Here is a 19,833-nt window from a genome sequence, read left to right as displayed (position 1 = left end):
CTTCCGCTTCTTTTATGCGGCCTGACATCGCGGCCTGACATCAGGGGGTGACGCCGGGATCAGAAGAACAGCGGATCCGGGCGGCGCTCGGGGGTCCGGTCCGGCTCGGGGTTCTGGGCCGGCGGTTCCGTCTGGATGGGGTCGGGCGGCCGCACCCCGGGCCGATCCGGCGCAGGCTGTACAGGGCGCGGATTGGCCGGCGCTCCGGCCATGGGATCCCCGGCCGACGGCGGGAGCTGATCATCGCCGAACAGGTCGCCCAGCCCCCCGAGAAGATCGCCTACCGGATCGACGCCCGGCGGCGCCGGCGCAACCCAGCCCTCTGGCAACGGCGGGCCGTTGGGGATCGACTGAACGTTCAGCCGCGGCAGGGCCGCCTCCATGAAGCCGCGCCAGATGGCGGCGGGCGACGACCCTCCGGTGACCCCGCGCATGGCGGTGTTGTCGTCCTTGCCCACCCAGACGACGGCCGTGAAACCGCCGGTGTAGCCCGCGAACCAGGCGTCCTTGTAGTCGGACGTGGTGCCGGTCTTGCCCGCCAGATCCCGGCCTGAAATGGCCACCGACCTGGCGGTCCCCGAGGTGATCACCCCGCGCAGCATCTGGTTCAGGTAGTAGAGGGACGGGTTCTGGATCACCTGGTCGGCCCGCCGATCCTCGCCCTGCCTCTGATAGATCACCCGGCCCTGCGGCGTACGGATGCGCGTGATGCCATGGGCCTCCGCCCGGCGCCCGCCGTTCGAAAAGGCGGCGTAGGCCTGGGCCATCTCGAGCGGGCTGACCTCGACCGCGCCCAGAGCCATCGCCGGCTCCAGTCCCACCCGCGAGGTGATCCCCAGCCGCCGGGCCGCCCGGGCGACGCTGTCGCGCCCCACCTGGTCCGCCAGTCCGGCGGCGATGGTGTTGGTGGACTGGGCCACGGCGTTGGCCAGGGTGGTCTGTCCGATAAAGTTGCCGGAATAGTTGCGCGGCGACCAGTTGCCGATGGTGATGGGCTGGTCGACCACCGGGGTGTCCGGGGTGTAGCCCGCCTCCAGCGCCGCCAGATAGACGAACGGCTTCCACGCCGATCCGGCCTGGCGACGCGCGTCCACGGCGCGGTTGAACTGGCTGTCGGCGTAGGACGCCCCGCCGATCATGGCCCGGACCCGCCCGTCGCCATCCACGGCGACCAGCGCCGCCTGCTCCACGCCGCGCGAACCGTCCCGCTCCAGGATGCGGCGCACCGAACGCTCGGCCGAGGTCTGCAGGGTCAGATCCAGGGTCGTCTCGACGATCATGTCCTCGGTAGGCTCGCCCACCAGACGGCGAATGTCCTTGTCCAGCCAGTCCACGAAATACTGGGCGTGCTGGGTGGCCAGGGTGCGCGACACCCGCACCGGCTCCAGAACCGCGGCGTTGCGCTGCTCTGCGGAGATGACGCCGGATTCCTCCATCTCGTTCAGCACCACGGTGGCGCGGCCGGCCGCCCGTTCGCTCTCGCCCAGCGGGCTGTAGCGCGAGGGCGCCTTGAGCAGTCCGGCCAGCAGGGCCGCCTCGCCCACCGTCAGTTCATCCGCCGACTTGTCGAAATAGCGCTGGGACGCCGCCTCGATGCCGTAGGCGCCGGCGCCGAAATAGACCCGGTTCAGATACAGGGCGAGGATCTCGTCCTTGGAGAATTTCATCTCCAGCCAGACCGCCAGCATCAGCTCCTGCACCTTGCGGCGCATGTTCTGGTCGGGGGTCAGGAACAGGTTCTTGGCCAGCTGTTGGGTCAGGGTCGAGCCGCCCTGCACCACCCGCCCGGCGCGCATGTTGGCAAGAGCCGCGCGCATCATGCCGATAGGGTCGAACCCCGGGTGATGGTAGAAGCGCCGGTCCTCGATGGCGATGAAGGCGGCGGGCACATAGTCCGGCAAGGTGTCCAGCTCCACCGGGGGGGCGTGCTGGCTCCCGCGCACCGCGATCAGGGCGCCGGACCGGTCCAGATAGGTAATTGAGGGCTGACGCTCCACGTCATACAGCGCCGAGGTGTCAGGCAGGCCCCGGGCGAACACCAGGAAGAACACCGTCAGGAAGATCAGGCCCCACACGGCAAGCACCGCTGACCAGTAGATCAGCCGCTGCAGCAGCGTGCGGCCGCCGCCCTTGCCGCCGGCGCCCGAAGCCCCGCGTCCGATGGATGGACCCGCCATGAAACCCTCTAGCCCGTTGCGCTCTGCTCATAGCCCGCGAACGGGATCGGTGAAACGCCCCGCGTCAATGAGGCGAACCTGCCCGATGTTTCCGCCGAAAGCATGGCGACGGGCTTAACGTTCGTTCAGGCCGAGCGCGCCTTGATGGGCGCCGACCCGTCCGCCACCGACTCGTTCAGATACACTTCGGCTTCCTGCGCCGGCAGGGCGGGTGCGTAGCCGAAGCCCTGGCCGTAGTGGCAACCGGAGTCCAGCAGCAGGCGCGCCAGCTCCGCGTTCTCCACGCCTTCGGCCACCACCTCGAGCGACAGGTCGCGGCCCAGGTTCACCACCGACCTGACGATCTTGGCCGACCCTTCGTCCTGGCCCATGGTCAGAACGAAGTAGCGGTCGATCTTGAGCGTGTCGAAGGGCAGCCGCGCCAGATAGGACAGGGACGAGAAACCGGTGCCGAAATCGTCCAGCGCCAGACTGGCCCCCGCCTCGCGCAGCGACTTCAGCACCTCTGCGGCCCGCTCCGGGTCGCGCATGATGTCGCTTTCGGTGACCTCCAGCTTCAGGGCGCCCGCAGGCAGACCCGTGTCGGCGCGGATGCGCCGCACGTCGTCCACCAGTCCGACGCGCTCCAGCTCGTTGGTGGACAGGTTGACGCTGCAGAACAGCTTGCCGGCGCCCGGATGGCGCTTGAGCCACTCCGCCAGCTGGGCGGCGGCCTGACGCATCATCATCAGGCCCAGGTCGTTCATCAGGCCCATTTCGTCGGCCAGGCCCAGAAACTCGTCTGGCGGCACCAGGCCGCGCCGGGGATGGCGCCAGCGCGCCAGGGCCTCGAACCCGGCCACCGCGCCCGTCTCCAGATTCACGATGGGCTGGTAGAACGGCTCGATCTCGCCGCGCACGAAAGCGTTCCTGAGATCGCTCTCCAGCGCCAGACGCGACAGACTGTCGGATTCCAGGGTCCGGCCGTAGGCGGCCATGCCCCCCCGCCCGGCGGTCTTGGCGGATTCCACCGCCAGTTCCGCGCGGCGCAGCAACTCGGCCGCATCCGCCGCATCGGGCCCGCCCTCGGTGCGCACCGCGCCGATCGAGACGGTGGGATAGATGTCGAAGCCCGCCACGCGCAGGGGTTGCTCCAGCGCCTGACGGACGCGGGCGCAGGTGTCGCCTTCGTCGGCGCGGGCGAAGATCGCGAACTCGTCCTCGCCGATGCGAGCCGGCGCGGACTCTCCCGAAAACGCGGCGGCCAGGCGCGATCCCAGCGCCGACAGGACCATGTCCGCCCGCTCGTGCCCCAGGGCCTCGTTCAGGCGGCGAAGGCGATCCACGTCCGCCACCACCAGATCGTAGTCCCCGGGAGCCGTGAGGGCTTCGCCCACACGCGCCAGAAAGGCGCGGCGATCCAGAAGCCCGGTCAGGGCGTCGCTGGAGGATCCGGAAAATTTGCTTTCAAGCGCCACCACCCCGGCGGCCCGCAGCCCGTCCTCGAGCCAGACGCCGCGCCAGATACACAGGTCACCGCCCCGCATGCGCATACGAACGGCGATCTCGCCCCCTTCGTCCTGGGGCTTGAGGACCCGTTCGGCGAGGGCGCGATCCTGGGGCAGGGCCAGGGCCGTGAAGGCTGCGGCGGTGCATTCCGGGGCCAGCGGCCCCAGACCCAGCGAACGGGTGGAGCCGGTGAACTTGAGCTGGTCCAGGGCGGGGGTCCACACCCACAGCGCGGCGTCGGCGGCGGCGAGCGCCTCGATCGCCGTGGTAGGGTCCCACGCCAGGGCTCTGGATCGGCTGTTCAAGGCTTGCCGCCCTCCGGTCAGGACGGCGCGCGTCCGTCAACGCCAGCCTCTTCTGCAAGAAGGCCGAACAACAGATGGTCTGCCCATATCCCGTTAATTTTCAAATAAGCCCGGGCCTGACCCTCCAGCCTGAAACCCGACTTTTCCAGCACCCGGCGCGAGGCCTCGTTGGTGGGCACGCAGGCCGCCTCGAGGCGATGCAGCCTGAGCGCGCCGAAGGCATAGGTCGACAGGGCGTGAACGGACGCGGTGGCCAACCCCCGTCCGGCGTATGGCAGACCGATCCAGTACCCCACGGTCCCCGTCTCGGCCACGCCGCGCCGCACGTTGGAGAGGGTGATCCCGCCCGTCAGGCGGCCGTCCTGATCGAAGATGAAGAACGGCCAGGCGTTCCCCAGTTCGCGCTCACGCTCGTAGATCGACAGCCGGCGGCGAAAAGCCGTCCGGGTCAGGTCATCCTCCGGCCAGGCGGGCTCCCACGGCTGCAAATGGGCGCGGGAAAGGCTGCGCAGGGCCGACCATGCAACATAATCCCCGGCATTTGGCGTGCGCAGGGTTACGCCCTGGCCCTTCAGCACGGGGCCGACCGGTTCCGATATCCAGTCCAGAAGGGCCATGAGGCTGTATACCTGTTTCCCGGGATGACGTCAGGCGTACAGGGTCTCGGCGAAGACGCGCCCCGCATGGCCCGCCGCCTTTGGTCCCAGAACTGCCGTGGCGCTCTTGCCGGAGGCCAGCAAGCGTCCGCCGAGCCGCTGCAGGTCTTCCCCCGTCACCGCCGCCACGCGGGCCGTCAGGGTTTCAGAGGGAACAGGCGCGCCGAACAACAGGGTCTGGGCGGCGTTGCGTCCCGCCCGGGACGCCGGGCTTTCGTCGGCCATCCAGAGGCTGGCGCTCAGGATCGCCTTGGCCCTCGCCAATTCTTCCCCGGTGGGCCCGTCCATGGCCAGGGATCTCAGTTCAGTCGCCGCCACCCGGGCCAGCTCCTCGGACCGCCCCGGGGCGGCGCCCGCATAGACGCCCAGGACGCCTGTGTCCTCATAGCCCTCGAACCAGGCATCCACCGCATAGGCCAGCCCCCGGTCCTCCCGCGCGCTCTGAAACAGGCGCGAGGCCATGCCCCCGCCAAGGATTTCGGCGAACAGCCTGAGCGCCGGGGTGTCAGGATCGTGCGCCGACAGTCCCGGAATTTCGAAGACCAGATTGGCCTGCTCGATGCGACGAGTGAGGGCCGCGTCTCCTCCGGTGAAAGCGGCGTGCGCCGGCTCTTCGGCTGCTTCATGCCCGGCCTGTCCAAACCAGGCCTCGGCCAGCTCGCCCAGACGCACCGGGTCCACAGCGCCGGAGACCGCAACCACCATGCGGTGAGGGGCATAGAGCGCCGCCCGCCACGCCTGCATGCCTGCACGGTCCGCGCGGCCGATGCTCTCGACAGACCCGAGAATGGGTCGTCCCAGCGGTTGGCCGGTGAAGGCCTTCTCCCCGGCCATTTCGAACACATGGTCGTCCGGCGTATCGAAGGCCTCGGCGATCTCCTGAGCGACCACGTCCTTCTCGCGAGCCACCTCGGCCTCGCTGAGGGTGGGACGAAAGACGATGTCGGAGACCACCTGCATGGCCAGCGGCAGGGAGGCTTCCATGGCGCGCACTTCGAAACTGGTGCGCTCCTGACCCGTGGCCGCGTTGATGGAGCCGCCCTCGGCCTCGATGCGCTGGACGATCTCCCGTGCGCTCATCTCGCCGGCGCCCTTGAACACCAGATGCTCAAGGAGATGCGACCAGCCCGAGCGGTGCTCGTCTTCCCAGCGCGCGCCGCCACGCACCGCTACGGTCAGGGCGAAGGTCTTGAGGCCCGGCATGGGGTCGGCCACGACGCGGACGCCGTTGGGCAGGGTGTGGAGATGGGTCAACTGAAATCCCGGCCCGTCTGCGGGTCATTTCCCGGATGCGGACGCCGCCGCCGTTTCAGCATCAGGGCGTAAAAGACGATCAGGGCTGCGGCGAGACCGAACCATGTGAGGGCATACCCGAGGTGATTGTTGGTGAAGGCGGCCGGCGGAACCACCGGGGTCAGGGCCGCCCATTCGGGATTGGCGGAGGTCTCGGCGAACAGGACACGGGAGTCCACGGGCCCCTCGACGTCCAGCGCCCGGCCCATGGCCTCGTGGTCGCGAGCGAAGAAGCGACCGTCTTGCGGCGGGGGGCTCATCCAGTTCGGCTGCGGGGCCTCGCGCACCACCGCGATGATCCGGACCGGATCCAGGCCGGATGTGACCGCCGGGCGTGCGGAAATCTCTTCCCGCACGAAGCCGCGATCCACCAGAAAGGTGGTCTCGACTCCCGCGGGCCGACAGGCGGAGATCAGGCGCACGCCCGCGTCGCCGTCATGGATGGACTGAAGCTCCACAAAGGGCGCGGCGTTCAGGTTCGGGCATTCGAGGATCACTCGCCGGAACTCGCCGCCCGGCTGGTTCAGCGCCTCTGCGGCCGGAACCGGCGCCACGACGGCCGCAGCCCGGGCCTGGTCGATCAGGCCCTCCTTCCAGGCCATCCGCTGCACCTGCCAGACGCCGAGGCCCAGCAGGACGGCCAGCACGACCGCCGCCAGGACCGTCAGCAGCCAGGGAAAGCCCTTGAGTTCAGAAGTCGTCATTGCGCACCTCTCGCGCCCGGTTCCGCATGTGCAGCGCCGTCATCAATCCCTTGCCCGGCCGCATCAGGCCCAGCGACAGGGCCGCCACCAGCGGCAGCCAGATGATCAGATGCAGCCACATGGGGGGGCTGTAGGTGATTTCAACATACAGGGCCGAGAAGCCGACGATGGCTCCCGCGATCTGCATGATGAAGCTGGCCGCGCCGTCGCCGGTGGCTACGGACGCCAGATCGTAATTGCATGCGCCGCACACAGGCCGGACCTTCAGGAACCCTTCGAACAAGGGCCCCTTGCCGCAATTGGGGCACCGGCAAAGCAAACCCGCCCGGATCGGGTTGATCCGGGCGGGGGCTGAAGGCTGGGGCTGGTCGCTCAAGATCAGCCGTAGATGACGTAGACGAAGGCGAACAGGAACAGCCACACCACGTCCACGAAGTGCCAGTACCAGGCCGCCGCCTCAAAGCCGAAATGCTTCTCCGGCGACATTTGCCCCACCAGCAGGCGGATCAGGCAGACGGCCAGGAAAATGGTCCCGATCAGGACGTGGAAGCCGTGGAAGCCCGTGGCCATGAAGAAGATCGAGCCGTACAGCGTCGAGTTCAGGGCCTCATCGTTGAAGAACAGGTTCTCGTGCAGAATGTGATAATATTCATAGACTTGGATCGCCGTGAACAGCACCCCAAGCGCAACCGTCAGCCCCAGGCCGATCTTCGCGGCCTTGCGGTCGCCGACGACAATGGCGTGGTGGGCCCAGGTCACCGTGGTGCCGGAGAGCAGCAGGATCACGGTGTTCAGGAACGGCAGTTGCCAGGCGTCCAGCGTCTCGATGCCGGCCGGCGGCCAGGTGGACCAGGCTGCGGCCGTATCCGTCCAGTTGCCGAATTCGGGAATGAGCGTGCGCGCCTCATTGAAGAGCGTCATCTCGAAGAACATCCAGAAGAAGCCGGCGAAGAACATCACTTCAGAGGCGATGAACAGCACCATGCCGTAGCGCAGGCCCAGCGAGACAACGGGGGTATGATCCCCCGCATGGCTTTCCTTGATCACGTCGGCCCACCAGCCGAACATGGAGAACAGAACGCCGGCCAGGCCGGCGAAGAACACCCAGCTGGTGCCTGACGGCAGGCCGAACAGGCCCTTCATCCACATGACCGCGCCGATCATCATGATCGTCGTGGCGACCGAGGCCACCAGCGGCCACGGGCTCGGCGGGAGGATGTGATAGTCGTGATGAACGGCGTGGGCGTCGGCCATTTATGCGTCTCTTGGATGCGTCAGCGCGGGGTCGTCAGATGGGGCTATAGCGTCGCTATCCCTGTCCGCCAATAGCCGCGCGCTGTTCAAAGCGGTTCGTGGGATAGAAGGTATAGGACAGGGTGATGTCGTGGACGCCGCGGGCCTCGGGATCGGTGGCGATTTCCGGCGCGACGAAATACTGGATTGGAAATTCGACCGTCTCGCCCGGCTGTATCTCCTGGGGGTCGAAACAGAAGCACTGCAGCTTCTGGAAATACGGGCCGGCCCGCTCGGGGACCACATTGTAGGCGGCGGTGCCGCTGATGGGGCGGTCCGAGGTGTTGGTGACCCGGAAATAGGCGATGCCGGTATCACCGATCCGCACGGTCTGGCGCGTCTGCTCCGCCTTGAACTCCCAGGGCAGACCCCGGACATTGGTGTCAAAGCGGATGCGGACGGAGTCCTCCAGAATGCGATCAGGGGCGACATCGGCCCGCATCACCGTGCCGTTGAAGCCGGTGACCTGACAGAACAACTGGTACAGCGGCACGGCGGCGAAGGCGGCGCCGGTCATCAGCGAGAAGGTCCCTGCGCAGATCAGGGCGACTTTCGTATTCCTGTTCATGGCCACGCCGATCAGCCCCCCACGTTGGCCTGAAGCCGCAGCAGGGTGGTGGCGAAAACGAGCACCATGAAGGCCACCAGTCCCAGGGCGATGGCGATGTTGCGGCGCTTGCGCGCCTTCAGTTGTTCCGGCGTCAGCTGCATGAGGGGCAGGCTCCGATGACAGGCGCGTTCTCGACCAGCAGGACGGCGAACAGAGCCATCAGATACAGGATCGAGTAGGCGAACAGGTTCCTCGCAGGTTTGGCCTCCGCACGCACGTCATACAATGCGGCCTCTCGCCCCACCGCCTCGGCCTTGTCCGGCTGATCCCCCGCCCGGGATCGCCAGAGGCGCGCCGCAAGGGCGATGAAGAACACGCCGCCAAGGGTCGAGACGGCCAGATAGGCCGTGCCCGCCATGCCCAGCAGGGCCGGCGCGATGGCCACAGGCACGAAGATCAGGCTGTAGATGAGAATCTGCAGGCGAGTGGACTTCGCCCCCCGGGCCACGGGCATCATGGGAATGCCCGCCCGCGCGTAGTCTCCGGCTGAATAGAGCGCCAGGGCCCAGCTGTGCGGCGGGGTCCAGAGGAAAATGATCAGGAACAGCAGCCATGCCTGCCAGGGCGCGTCACCGGTCACCGCGGCCCAGCCGATGACGGGAGGGAGGGCGCCCGCCGCCCCGCCTATCACGATGTTCTGGGGCGTCCGGCGCTTAAGAAGCAAAGTGTAGAAGCCCGCGTAATAGACGATGGTCAGGGCCAGAAGGCCCGCTGCGAACCAGTTCACCGCCATACCCAGAAGCATGACCGAGAACAGCGACAGCACCACTCCGTAAGTCATGGCGTCGTTCGCGCTGACCCGCCCCGCCGCCACGGGACGGCCTCGGGTGCGCCGCATCAGGGCGTCGGTTTCGCCTTCCAGCGCCATGTTCAGCGCGCCGGCCGCGCCGGCGCCCACGGCGATGCACAGCACCGCGATGGCCGCCAGGAACGGATTGATGTCGCCCGGCGCCGCCACCAGCCCCGTGATGGCGGTGAACACCACCAGCGACATGACGCGCGGCTTCAGCAGCTGGAAATAATCCCCAGGCTGGGCGGTGGTCAGGGCAGGCGCTGCAGGTTCGGTCATGATGCGAAAAGGGGGCCGCGTGATCGGCGGCCCCCCATCCTACTCGGTTCGAGGTCCGGTGTGGACCGGATCAGTGATGGTCGTCCGCCTTCACCACCGGCAGTTCATTGAACTGGTGGTGCGGCGGGGGCGAGGACAGGGTCCACTCCAGGGTCGTGGCGCCTTCGCCCCAGGGATTGGCCTCCGCCGGGCGACGCCGCACGGCGGCCTCGATCAGGACGATGAAGAACACGATCACGCCCACCACGGTGATGCCATAGCCCACCGTGGAGACATGGTTCCACAAGGTGTAGGCGTCCGGATAATCCACGTAGCGGCGCGGCATGCCCTGCAGACCCAGGAAGTGCTGCGGGAAGAAGACCACGTTCACGCCGACGAACATGATCCAGAAGTGCGCGGCGCCGAGAAACTCGTTGTACTTCACGCCCCACATCTTCTCGAACCAGTAGTAGAAGCCTGCGAAGATGGCGAACACGGCGCCCAGCGACAGCACATAGTGGAAGTGGGCGACCACGTAATAGGTGTCGTGCAGGCTGTAATCGATGCCGGCGTTGGACAGGACCACGCCGGTGACGCCGCCGACCGTGAACAGGAAGATGAAGCCGATAGCCCAGAGCATGGGCGTCTTGAAGTCCAGCGAACCGCCCCACATGGTGGCGATCCAGCTGAATATCTTGATGCCCGTTGGCACCGCGATGATCATGGTCGCTGCCACGAAATAGGCGCGCAGGTTGATGGGCATGCCCACGGTGTACATGTGGTGCGCCCACACCACGAAGCCGATGAAGCCGATGGCCACCATGGCGTAGGCCATGGCGAGATAGCCGAAGATGGGCTTCCTCGAGAAGGTCGAGACGATATGGCTGATGATGCCGAAGCCCGGCAGAATCAGGATGTAGACCTCGGGGTGGCCGAAGAACCAGAAAAGGTGCTGGAACATGACCGGGTCGCCGCCGCCGGCCGGGTCAAAGAAGGCGGTGCCGAAGTTCCGGTCCGTCAGCAGCATGGTGATGGCCGCCGCCAGAACCGGCAGGGACAGCAGCAGCAGGAAGGCCGTGATCAGCACCGACCAGGCGAACAGGGGCATGCGGTGCAGCGTCATGCCCGGCGCGCGCATGTTGAAGATGGTGGTGATGAAGTTGATGGCGCCCAGGATCGAGGAGGCGCCGGCCACGTGCAGCGAGAAGATGGCCAGGTCCATGGCTGGGCCCGTATGTCCCATGGTGGATAGCGGCGGATAGATGGTCCACCCCCCGCCGAAGCCTCTGCCCGGGCCTCCGTCCACGAACAGCGAGAGGCACAGCAGCACCCACGCCGAAACCAGCAGCCAGAACGAGATGTTGTTCATCCGCGGGAAGGCCATGTCCGGCGCGCCGATCATGATGGGCACGAACCAGTTGCCGAAACCGCCGATCATGGCCGGCATGACCATGAAGAAGATCATGATCAGGGCGTGGGCGGTGACGGTGACGTTGTAGCCGTGCTTGGAGGCCTCCACGATGCCCAGGTACTGCACCAGAGAGCCTTCAGTGAAGACCTGGATGCCCGGCTCGGCCAGTTCCCAGCGGATCAGGCCGGACAGGGCGCCGCCCACCACGCCCGCCATGATGGCGAAGATGATGTAGAGCGTGCCGATGTCCTTGTGATTGGTGGACAGGAACCAGCGGGCGAAGAAGCCCGGCTTGTGGTCATGATCGTCGTGATGGGCGGTTGCGGTGGCCATGATGGTCGGGCTCGCGTTCTCTTACTGGGCCGCTTCGGCCGCGTCGGCGGCCGGGGCGACTTCGGTTTCGGTGGCTTCGACTTCAGAGGCCGAGGCGTCGTTGGCGGCATCTTCGGCGGGCTCCGCGCCAGGCATGGCGCCGCCGCGACCCGCCACCCACGCCTCGAACTCGGCCTGGGTCACCACATTGATCTGAATGGGCATGAAGGCGTGATCGACGCCGCACAGCTCGGAACACTGGCCGTAGAAAACACCGGTGCGATCCGCGCGGAACCAGGTCTCGTTGACCCGGCCCGGAATAGCGTCGGTCTTCAGGCCGAAGGCCGGCAGGGCCACGGCGTGAATGACATCAGAGGCGGTGATCAGCAGCTGGACCACCTGGCCCACCGGCACCACCATGGGCTCGTCTGCGGCCAGGCGGAAAGGAACGCCCTGGGCGATGGCCTCATCTTCGGGCAGCTGGTTCGAAACGTACTCGCCCACGCCGTGGTCAGGGTACTCATAGGTCCAGTTCCACTGGTTACCCGTGACCTTAACCGTCAGATCCGGCTCCGGCATGTCGTGATAGGCGAACAGAAGCCGGAAAGAGAACAGGGCGATAAAGATCAGGATCAGCACCGGGACCACGGTCCAGATGATCTCGATGGTGGTGTTGTGGCTCCACTTGGCCGGCACAGGGTTTCGACGCTTGTTGTAGCGGAACACGATCCACATCAGCAGGCCGAGCACCAGCAGACAGATGACCGTGATGATCGGCATCAGGATCGCGTCGTGGAAGATGTGCGCCTCGACCTTCAGGGGCGACGCCGCCGGCTGAAGTCCGATGCCGCCCGGCGTCGGTTGACCCACCAGTTCCTGCGCCCAACCCGGCGCGGCGGTGAACAGCGCCGTTGAGGCGAGAATCGCTGAGGCGATGAACGCCCTGGCCCGCTTGCCCATCCCCATTCGAGAAATCCTCATAATCCGTTCTGCAGCAACCCGTTGCGAGACGTTCGCAAACGGGAGTCGCGGGCCCGAAGGCTTCGCGGCGTTCAGGGCCGGTCCATATCGGCTCGACTCGCGCTTGCCAAGCATGCGGAGCGCAACATGGGGTCGCAGGGGGCGCCCCGATCGCCATTAAATCGCTGTCATGTTTTGCACGCTACCTTGCGATGAAAGATACCTTGCGGTAATCGCTGATGGTCACTTGGAGGGCCAAAGGTGCCTGAAGCCATTGAAATACAGCTGAAGAAGGGCGTGCTGGCGCTCTGCGTGCTGGCGCTGCTGGAGCGGGCAGATTCCTACGCCTACGAGATCGCCAGCCGTATGGCCCAGGCGGTCGATATGGGCGAAGGCACCGTCTACCCCCTGATGCGGCGCATGCAGTCCGACGGGCTTGTGGAAACCTATATGGTCGAATCCACCTCCGGCCCGTCTCGCAAATATTATCGCCTCACCGACGCCGGGCGCGCCAGCCTGGTATCCCAGAAAGTCGAGTGGGACGCTTTCGCCCGCGCTGTGAACGACCTTCTCGGCGGCGCGACCCAAACACAAACCGTAAGGGGAGACACGGCATGACCCGCGCCGATTTCATGCTTCGCCTGCGCCGGGGGCTGGCAGGATTGCCGCTCTCGGCCCAGGACGAGATTCTTGGCGATTATGAAACCCACTTCGCTGACGCGCTGGCTGCAGGCCGCAGCGAAGCCGAGGTTGCGGCCGCCCTGGGCGACCCCGGCAGGCTGGCCCGCGAACTGCGACTGGAGGCGGGCCTCAAACGATGGGAGGAGGATCGCAATCCGTCTTCCGCTGCGGCGGCGATCATGGCCCTGGTGGGTCTGGGCGCCATCGACATCCTGATCCTTCTGCCGCTTCTGACCGGCGTGGTGAGCGCCATCGCCGGACTTTATGTCGCGGCCATCGCCGTCTTCATCTCGGGCGGCGGTATTCTGGTGGCCGGGCCGTTCTTCGACCCGCCGGGCGGCCCCCTCTTCGCGGTCCTGCTAGGTCTCGGCCTGATGGGCGCATCGGTGACCGGGGCGGCCCTGCTGACCATCATCACCATCTGGCTGGTCAACGGTCTGGTCTGGTTCGGGCGGCTGCACTACCGCCTGATCAAGCCCGCCATCCAGCCTGAACCTTCGTACAGCGAAAGGGGGCTGTCATGATCCGCTCACTGTTCATCGTCGCCGGAGCCAGCCTGGTGCTGGCCATTGTGTGCCTGGCTGGCGCCGCCGCTATCGGCGGTCATGAGGTCACGCGCAACGGCTGGAGAATTTCGGGAGACGGCTGGGACCTGGCCAATGGCGATTTTCGGCGCGAATCCCTGGATCGGACCGTCGTAACCCGGGACATCGCATGGGAGGGCGGCGAGGCCCTGACTTTCGACCTGCCGGCCCGCGTCATCTACGCCCAAGGCGATCAGCCCTCCATCACCGTGGCCGGGTCCGCCGAGATCGTGGACAGCGTTACCTTCGCCGACGGCCGGTTCGATCTTCAGGACGGCGTCCGGACGGACCGCCGGTCCCGGCCGCGCATCACCGTGGTCGCCCCGGCGGTGACCCGCTTCACCCTGAACGGATCCCAGGACCTGGAGATCCGCGACTATGACCAGCCGACGCTCGCGCTGGCAGTGTCGGGCAGCGGCGATGTAGAGGGCTATGGCCGCACCGGGACCCTCACGGTCACCATTGACGGATCGGGCGATGTGAACCTGTCAGGCCTGCCGTCGACCGACGCAGTCATCGAGATCAACGGCTCCGGCGACGTGGAGGCTGCGCCGTCCGGACAGGCCGATGTGACCATCCGCGGCTCGGGCGACGTGGACCTGATCACCCGCCCCGCCCGGCTGAACAGTCAGGTCATGGGCTCGGGCCGGGTTCGTCAGGCGGACTGACGGTTCCAAGGGGCGGTCCGAACCCCTATCTAGGGCGCGAGATGTTCTTGAAGGACCGCCCATGACTGTCCCCGCCGCCATTCCGTCCCTGCTCGATCAATCCGGTGTCGGAGCTGAACGCGCCGGCTCTGTCCTGAGCGACGCCCTGCACGGCGCCGATGATGGCGAACTGTTCCTGGAGCGGACCGAAAGCGAAAGCCTGGTCTTCGACGACGGGCGGCTCAAGGGCGCCTCCTACGATGCGGGCGAGGGCTTCGGGCTTCGGGTGGTGGCGGGAGAAACCGCCGGCTACAGCCACGCCAACGAGATCTCCGAGGCGGCCCTGAAGCGCGCGGCCGGCAGCGCCGCCCTGGCCAAGCGCGGCCATGCGGGCGTGACGGCCGAGGCGCCCCGCGCCACCAACCAAAAACTCTACGGCGAGGACGACCCCCTCGCCTCGCCCGCCTTTGCCGAAAAGATCGCCCTCCTGCAGGAGATCGACGCCTACGCCCGCGCCGCTGACCCGCGCGTGGTCCAGGTCTCAGCCTCGCTGTCCGGCGAGCGTCGGGACATCGAAATCCTGCGGGCCGATGGACGCCTCCTGCGCGACGTGCGGCCCCTGGTGCGCCTGAACGTCTCCGTCACCGTCGAACGGGAGGGCAAGCGCGAGTCAGCCGGGGCCGGGGCCGGCGGGCGCAGCGGCTTCGAGACCTGGATCACTCCCGAACGCTGGCGCGCCCAGACCGACGAGGCCTTGCGTCAGGCCCTGGTCAATCTGGACGCGGTGGATTGCCCGGCAGGCGAGATGGATGTGGTGCTCGGCCCCGGCTGGCCTGGCGTGCTGCTGCACGAGGCGGTGGGTCACGGTTTCGAGGGCGATTTCCACCGAAAGGGCAGCTCGGTCTTCAACGGCATGATGGGTCAGCGCGTGGCGGCGCCCGGCGTGACCGTGGTGGACGACGGCGCCATCGCCGGGCGACGCGGCTCTCTCAGCGTCGACGACGAAGGCACGCCCACGGGACGCACGGTCCTGATCGAGGACGGCATCATGGTCGGGCTGATGCAGGACCGCCTCAGCGCGCGCCAGCTCGGCATGACCGCCACCGGCAACGGCCGGCGCCAGTCCTGGGCCCACATGCCCATGCCGCGCATGACCAATACCTTCATGGAAGGCGGCTCTCACACGCTGGAAGAGATGATCGCCTCCACGAAGCGGGGACTCTACGCCGTGAACTTCGGAGGCGGTCAGGTGGACATCACCAACGGCAAGTTCGTGTTCCAGTGCACCGAGGCCTATCTGATCGAGGACGGCAAGGTCACCGCCCCGGTGCGCGGCGCCACCCTGATCGGCGACGGCGCCACGGTCATGCAGAACATCACCATGATCGGAAACGACTTCGCCTTCGACCCCGGCGTCGGCACCTGCGGCAAGGCGGGTCAGGGCGTGCCCGTCGGCATCGGCCAGCCCAGCCTGAAGATCAGCGGACTAACGGTCGGCGGTACGGCGGTGTAAGACCACCATTACGGCCCGGTAATGATGTGTCGGTAATTTAATCTACATTTCAATGATGTAACTGGTCCATTCAGGCAGGCGTCAGGCACACATCCTCGCGAAAGTTTCGGGAGGATATCATGCGTTCCACGCTTCTGGCGGCCACATCGGCCTTCGCCCTGGCCATCGCCGCCACACCCACGCTGGCCCAGGAGGCGCCTGCGCCGGTTCCGGCTCCGGCCGTCGCCAACGGCCAGCAGGTGCTGGTCTTCGAGCCGGCCTTCTTCGCCGACCAGACCCCCAACACAGCCCTGGATATGGTCAACCGGGTGCCGGGCTTTCGTCTCAACGACGGCGACGGCAGTCGGGGCTTCGAGGGAGCCGTGGGCAATGTGCTGATCAACGGATCGCGCCCGGCCTCCAAGAACGATACGGGGTCCTCGGTGCTGGGACGGACCCTGGCCTCGCAGGTGGTGCGCATCGAGCTGATCCGCGGCGGGGCGACCGGCATCGACATGCAGGGCTATTCCGTCGTGGTGAACGTGATCACCTCCAGCGAAAGCAGCCGCCAGACCGTCCTGACGGCCAACGCCACCCTGTTTGACGGCGGACAGGACCTTTACGGTGGATCGCTCCAGTTCACCGCCCGCGACGGGGAACGCACCTGGGGTTTCACCCTCTCCGACGGCATGAGCATGAGCGATTCCAACGGCGCCGGTCCTTCCATCCGCCGGGGAGCCGACGGGACCGTTCTGCGGCGCGAGGATTTCCTCAACGACGGCTACGGCGGATCGAACTCGCTTCGGGGCAACTTCGCCTCCCCGCTCATGGGCGGCAAGATCGATCTGACGGCGCGTTACGGCGTCAATGACTGGCAAGATTTCGCCATCCTCACCACGCCCGACACCTGGCGTGAAAGCCGCTATGAGAACGACGGATCCTTCGGCGAGGTGGGCGTCGTCTACACCCGTCCCCTGAGCGAACGGTTGAGCGTTGAGGGCCGCTTCATTCACGAGTTCTCGGACTTCGACAACGTCTCCACGTACAATGAGGATATGGGCGCCGGTCCCGCACCCGAACAGCGCTTTGAATCCGTCGGCGACTCCTCCGAAACCATTCTTCGCGGTCTCGTTCGCTGGGAGCGGTCCCAGACCCTCACGCTCGAGACCGGGGGCGAGGTGGCCTACAATCGCCTGGACACCGCCCAGGCCTTCTCCGTGGGCGGTGTTCCCGAACCCCTGCCATCCGCCTCGGTCACCGTGGAGGAAACGCGCGGGGAGGTGTTTGGCCGGGGGACATGGCGCATCACGCCCGACCTGACCCTGGAAGGCGGCCTGCGGCTGGAGGCCTCCACCATCAGCCAGTCCGGCGACGCGGATCAGGAGAAGTCGTTCTACTTCGCCAAGCCGCGAGCTCTGCTGACCTGGACACCCATGGCGGACAACCAGCTGCGCCTGCGCTTCGAGCGCGAAGTGGGCCAGCTGGACTTCGGCGACTTCGCCGCAAGCGCGGAACTGAGCGACCAGAACGTTCTGGGCGGGAACGCCAACCTTGAGCCGGAGGAACGCTGGGTCAGCGAGATCATCTACGAACGCCGCTTCTGGAGCGACGGTGTGATCTCCCTCGGTTACCGGCACGATGAGATCGTCAACGCCATCGACCGTATTCCCCTTGAAGACGGTCTCTCCGCCATCGGCAACATCGGCGAGGGCACGCTGGACCAGCTGTCTCTGAACATGACCATCCCGACGGAGCGACTCGGGATTCCGGGGGGGCAATTCGGTTTCCGCAACGACTGGAACAGGACCGAGGTCACCGACCCCACAACCGGTGAAACGCGCCCCATCTCGGGTGTGCGGGCCCGTCAGGCTGTGGTCTCGTTCCAGCAGGACATTCCATCCTGGAGACTGAACTGGAATATCGCGTGGATCCCGCGCCTCGGCCAGGGGACCTATGGACCCGACCAAGTTCTGGAATGGGAGGGCAAGGATTATTTCGAACTGGCCGCCGAGTACAAGCCGACCTCATCCCTGTCGCTCAGGGCCCAGCTGAACATCTGGAACGACTTCCTGGTGGAGCGCACCGTCTTCTCCGACCGCACCAGCCCGCGTCCCATCGCCTATGTGGAGACCCGCGAGATCGATCCGCGCACCTTCGTTTCCATCAGGCTGAGAAAGACGTTCTAGGCCGGACAGACATCTGCCCGGGCATCAGACCCAGCGGCGCACCAAGAGAAAAGGCCCCCGTGGATCGTTCCACGGGGGCCTGATCATGTCCGGACAGGGCGGCGTCAGTGAACGCCGGCCATACCCTTCTTCAGGATGGGCGAAATCAGGAACAGGAACACGCCCACCCCCACGCCGACCCAGCCGATGGTCCCGAAGATCGAGCCATAGGTCTGAAGCGCCAGGGACGGGTCGGTGACCACCCCGGCCACGGTGTCGGTTGCGGTCGCCTGGGCGATCCAGCCGGCCACAATGTGCGCCACGGCGCTGGACAGAAACCACACGCCCATCATCAGGCCCACCACCCGGTCCACGGACAGTTTGGTGATCATCGACAGGCCCACCGGCGACAGACAAAGCTCACCGATGGTGTGCAGCAGGTAGGTGATGAAGAGGAACATCAGCGGCACCCGGAAGTCCACGTTCGCCTGTGTCGCAGCCGCCCATGTCAGCACCAGGAAGCCCGCACCCACGAACATAAGGCCGAAAGAGAACTTGACCGGCGTTGAAGGCTCAAGATTCCGGCGCGCCAGCCAGACCCATAAAGCAGCCAGCAAAGGTCCGCCGATGACGATGATGCCCGGGTTGAACATCTGCGTCTGGGCCGCATTGAACCAGCCCGGCATCTGGGTCGACTGGTCGGCGAACAGGGTCAGGGAAGACCCGGCCTGTTCGAACAGGGCCCAGAACAGCACCGAGAAGAAAATCAGGACCTGGGCGACCAGCATGCGCGTGCGCTCGGCGCCTTTCAGCCTGATCACGGTGTAGCCAACCACCAGCGCAAAGATGACACCGGCCAGCGTGGGCAGGGTGGCGGAGATGAACTCGTGCCGCTGCATCATCAACCAGGTCGGGAATACGGCGACCAGACCGCCGATCCAAAAGATCGCCTCGAACGGAAGGCCGAACAGGCCCTTGCGCTTCAGGCGCTCCGGGTTCGGAGCCTCGCCGCGGCCCTCCAGCCAACTCTGGCCCAACACGAAGGTAAGCAAGCCGAACAGCATGCCTATGCCCGCCAGCCCGAAGCCGTAGGCCCAGCCATAGGCGATTCCCAGCCAGGCGCACAGGCTGGTGGCCAGCACCGCACCCAGGTTGATGCCCACATAGAACAGGGTGAACCCGGCGTCGCGTCGCGGATCGTCCTTCTCGTAGAGGGCGCCCACCACCGTGGAGATGTTGGCTTTCAGGAAGCCGACGCCGACGATGATCAGGGAGAGTGCCAGAAACAGCACCGGCTCGGCGCTCAGATCCCGTTCCGTTCGGCGCTCATAGTCGCCGGACGTCACACTGGCGGGAAAACCACCGGCTGCGGCCACGCCGGCCTGAGGTGCCGGGGCGGCGCCTGCCTCCGCCTCCGCGACGGCCGTGCCCGCCAGGTCCGAGGCGATGGCTGCGGAGGGTTCTGCGCCCACCGTGGAAATGCCTTGCGGCGTGATGCGGATTTCAGATCGCTCATCGCCGTTGACCGCGAAGATGCGACGGTCGGTGTCGCGCCCTTCGACCTCAAGCATGTATTCGACGCCGGCCACCGTGATGTATTCGCGCCCGCCGCGGCCCTCGAAGGCCATTGTGAAGTGGCCCATGACCAGCAGCACGGCGCCGATGATGACAGCCTTGCGGGACCCCAGATATTTGTCGGCCAACAGGCCGCCGATGACCGGCATCAGGTAGACCAGCGCAGCATAGGCGGCGTAGATGCCCTGGGCCTCGGCGGGTCCGAACAGGAAGTGCTGGGTCAGGTACAGGACCAGCAGGGCCCGCATGCCGTAGTAGGAGAAGCGCTCCCACATCTCGGTCAGGAAAAGGATCACCAGCCCCCGCGGGTGTCCCAGGAATTCTTTACGGGGCGCGGTCGAAAGCGCGCCTCCCCCATCCGTCGTGCTCAACGGCGTAGCTCCCTAAGCCTCGCGCCGACATGGCGCGCGAAAGCGCATAACGAGCACGGTC

The 19,833-nt window shown here is 66.5% G+C and carries 18 protein-coding genes; 5 read left to right on the top strand and 13 right to left on the bottom strand.

The annotated features are described in order from the left end of the window. Positions 1-59: 59 nt before the first annotated feature. The 12 genes from ACK4FB_RS01495 to coxB all read right to left on the bottom strand — a co-directional run bounded on the left by ACK4FB_RS01495 (position 60) and on the right by coxB (position 12,263). Complete coding sequence (locus ACK4FB_RS01495; RefSeq protein ID WP_409747053.1) at positions 60-2,177, bottom strand: PBP1A family penicillin-binding protein; 2,118 nt, start codon at positions 2,175-2,177, stop codon at positions 60-62. Positions 2,178-2,302: 125 nt separating this feature from the next. Further along, positions 2,303-3,970 (bottom strand): putative bifunctional diguanylate cyclase/phosphodiesterase, encoded by a 1,668-nt coding sequence (locus ACK4FB_RS01490; RefSeq protein WP_409747050.1) that lies wholly within the window; start codon positions 3,968-3,970, stop codon positions 2,303-2,305. A gap of 17 nt (positions 3,971-3,987) precedes the next feature. Further along, the gene (locus ACK4FB_RS01485) at positions 3,988-4,587 is read right to left on the bottom strand and encodes a GNAT family N-acetyltransferase (protein WP_409747047.1); all 600 of its coding nucleotides are present in this window, start codon (positions 4,585-4,587) and stop codon (positions 3,988-3,990) included. A gap of 30 nt (positions 4,588-4,617) precedes the next feature. Next, positions 4,618-5,829 (bottom strand): M16 family metallopeptidase, encoded by a 1,212-nt coding sequence (locus ACK4FB_RS01480; protein WP_409747099.1) that lies wholly within the window; start codon positions 5,827-5,829, stop codon positions 4,618-4,620. Positions 5,830-5,876: 47 nt separating this feature from the next. Further along, a complete protein-coding gene (locus tag ACK4FB_RS01475) occupies positions 5,877-6,623 on the bottom strand; it encodes an SURF1 family protein (protein ID WP_409747044.1) in 747 nt (248 codons plus the stop codon). Further along, a complete protein-coding gene (locus ACK4FB_RS01470; protein ID WP_409747042.1) occupies positions 6,610-6,906 on the bottom strand; it encodes a DUF983 domain-containing protein in 297 nt (98 codons plus the stop codon). Before ACK4FB_RS01470 ends, ACK4FB_RS01475 begins: the two co-directional genes overlap by 14 nt. Positions 6,907-7,001: 95 nt before the next feature. After that, positions 7,002-7,877, bottom strand: coding sequence for a cytochrome c oxidase subunit 3 (locus ACK4FB_RS01465; protein WP_409747039.1), 876 nt, complete (start codon positions 7,875-7,877; stop codon positions 7,002-7,004). 55 nt (positions 7,878-7,932) lie between these two features. Beyond that, a complete protein-coding gene (locus ACK4FB_RS01460) occupies positions 7,933-8,484 on the bottom strand; it encodes a cytochrome c oxidase assembly protein (RefSeq protein WP_409747096.1) in 552 nt (183 codons plus the stop codon). A gap of 11 nt (positions 8,485-8,495) precedes the next feature. Then, the gene (locus ACK4FB_RS01455) at positions 8,496-8,627 is read right to left on the bottom strand and encodes a hypothetical protein (RefSeq protein ID WP_409747036.1); all 132 of its coding nucleotides are present in this window, start codon (positions 8,625-8,627) and stop codon (positions 8,496-8,498) included. After that, a complete protein-coding gene (locus ACK4FB_RS01450) occupies positions 8,618-9,595 on the bottom strand; it encodes a heme o synthase (RefSeq protein WP_409747033.1) in 978 nt (325 codons plus the stop codon). The genes ACK4FB_RS01455 and ACK4FB_RS01450 overlap by 10 nt, the downstream gene beginning before the upstream one ends. 70 nt (positions 9,596-9,665) lie before the next feature. Continuing rightward, on the bottom strand, positions 9,666-11,318 hold the full coding sequence (ctaD, locus tag ACK4FB_RS01445; protein WP_409747030.1) for a cytochrome c oxidase subunit I: 1,653 nt from the start codon (positions 11,316-11,318) through the stop codon (positions 9,666-9,668). A gap of 21 nt (positions 11,319-11,339) precedes the next feature. Further along, a complete protein-coding gene (gene coxB, locus ACK4FB_RS01440) occupies positions 11,340-12,263 on the bottom strand; it encodes a cytochrome c oxidase subunit II (protein WP_409747027.1) in 924 nt (307 codons plus the stop codon). Between the two features lie 255 nt (positions 12,264-12,518). Here coxB and ACK4FB_RS01435 point away from each other — a divergent pair, with 255 nt between their 5' ends. The 5 genes from ACK4FB_RS01435 to ACK4FB_RS01415 all read left to right on the top strand — a co-directional run bounded on the left by ACK4FB_RS01435 (position 12,519) and on the right by ACK4FB_RS01415 (position 17,847). Next, entirely contained in the window at positions 12,519-12,875 is a 357-nt protein-coding gene (locus ACK4FB_RS01435; RefSeq protein ID WP_409747024.1) for a PadR family transcriptional regulator, read from the top strand. Beyond that, positions 12,872-13,462, top strand: a complete 591-nt coding sequence (locus tag ACK4FB_RS01430; RefSeq protein WP_409747022.1) for a DUF1700 domain-containing protein — start codon at positions 12,872-12,874, stop codon at positions 13,460-13,462. The genes ACK4FB_RS01435 and ACK4FB_RS01430 overlap by 4 nt, the downstream gene beginning before the upstream one ends. Continuing rightward, complete coding sequence (locus tag ACK4FB_RS01425) at positions 13,459-14,190, top strand: GIN domain-containing protein (protein ID WP_409747019.1); 732 nt, start codon at positions 13,459-13,461, stop codon at positions 14,188-14,190. The genes ACK4FB_RS01430 and ACK4FB_RS01425 overlap by 4 nt, the downstream gene beginning before the upstream one ends. A gap of 61 nt (positions 14,191-14,251) precedes the next feature. Continuing rightward, a complete protein-coding gene (gene tldD, locus ACK4FB_RS01420; RefSeq protein WP_409747016.1) occupies positions 14,252-15,682 on the top strand; it encodes a metalloprotease TldD in 1,431 nt (476 codons plus the stop codon). A 119-nt stretch (positions 15,683-15,801) separates the two neighbouring features. Further along, entirely contained in the window at positions 15,802-17,847 is a 2,046-nt protein-coding gene (locus tag ACK4FB_RS01415; RefSeq protein ID WP_409747013.1) for a TonB-dependent receptor plug domain-containing protein, read from the top strand. Positions 17,848-17,951: 104 nt separating this feature from the next. Here ACK4FB_RS01415 and ACK4FB_RS01410 read toward each other — a convergent pair whose 3' ends face one another. Then, the gene (locus tag ACK4FB_RS01410; RefSeq protein ID WP_409747010.1) at positions 17,952-19,697 is read right to left on the bottom strand and encodes a peptide MFS transporter; all 1,746 of its coding nucleotides are present in this window, start codon (positions 19,695-19,697) and stop codon (positions 17,952-17,954) included. Between the last annotated feature and the right edge of the window lie 136 nt (positions 19,698-19,833).

Source organism: Brevundimonas sp. (genome assembly GCF_046299535.1).
Classification (GTDB): domain Bacteria; phylum Pseudomonadota; class Alphaproteobacteria; order Caulobacterales; family Caulobacteraceae; genus Brevundimonas.
This window is presented reverse-complemented; position numbering and strand designations above follow the sequence as displayed.

What these genes read in the sequence shown, in the direction of transcription:
- tldD (WP_409747016.1), top strand. Translation starts at nt 14,252, where the DNA reads ATGACTGTCCCCGCCGCCATTCCGTCCCTGCTCGATCAATCCGGTGTC.
- ACK4FB_RS01465 (WP_409747039.1), bottom strand. Translation starts at nt 7,877, where the DNA reads ATGGCCGACGCCCACGCCGTTCATCACGACTATCACATCCTCCCGCCG.
- ACK4FB_RS01450 (WP_409747033.1), bottom strand. Translation starts at nt 9,595, where the DNA reads ATGACCGAACCTGCAGCGCCTGCCCTGACCACCGCCCAGCCTGGGGAT.
- ACK4FB_RS01430 (WP_409747022.1), top strand. Translation starts at nt 12,872, where the DNA reads ATGACCCGCGCCGATTTCATGCTTCGCCTGCGCCGGGGGCTGGCAGGA.
- ACK4FB_RS01495 (WP_409747053.1), bottom strand. Translation starts at nt 2,177, where the DNA reads ATGGCGGGTCCATCCATCGGACGCGGGGCTTCGGGCGCCGGCGGCAAG.
- ctaD (WP_409747030.1), bottom strand. Translation starts at nt 11,318, where the DNA reads ATGGCCACCGCAACCGCCCATCACGACGATCATGACCACAAGCCGGGC.
- ACK4FB_RS01485 (WP_409747047.1), bottom strand. Translation starts at nt 4,587, where the DNA reads ATGGCCCTTCTGGACTGGATATCGGAACCGGTCGGCCCCGTGCTGAAG.
- ACK4FB_RS01475 (WP_409747044.1), bottom strand. Translation starts at nt 6,623, where the DNA reads ATGACGACTTCTGAACTCAAGGGCTTTCCCTGGCTGCTGACGGTCCTG.
- ACK4FB_RS01425 (WP_409747019.1), top strand. Translation starts at nt 13,459, where the DNA reads ATGATCCGCTCACTGTTCATCGTCGCCGGAGCCAGCCTGGTGCTGGCC.
- ACK4FB_RS01415 (WP_409747013.1), top strand. Translation starts at nt 15,802, where the DNA reads ATGCGTTCCACGCTTCTGGCGGCCACATCGGCCTTCGCCCTGGCCATC.
- ACK4FB_RS01455 (WP_409747036.1), bottom strand. Translation starts at nt 8,627, where the DNA reads ATGCAGCTGACGCCGGAACAACTGAAGGCGCGCAAGCGCCGCAACATC.
- coxB (WP_409747027.1), bottom strand. Translation starts at nt 12,263, where the DNA reads ATGGGGATGGGCAAGCGGGCCAGGGCGTTCATCGCCTCAGCGATTCTC.
- ACK4FB_RS01460 (WP_409747096.1), bottom strand. Translation starts at nt 8,484, where the DNA reads ATGAACAGGAATACGAAAGTCGCCCTGATCTGCGCAGGGACCTTCTCG.
- ACK4FB_RS01480 (WP_409747099.1), bottom strand. Translation starts at nt 5,829, where the DNA reads ATGCCGGGCCTCAAGACCTTCGCCCTGACCGTAGCGGTGCGTGGCGGC.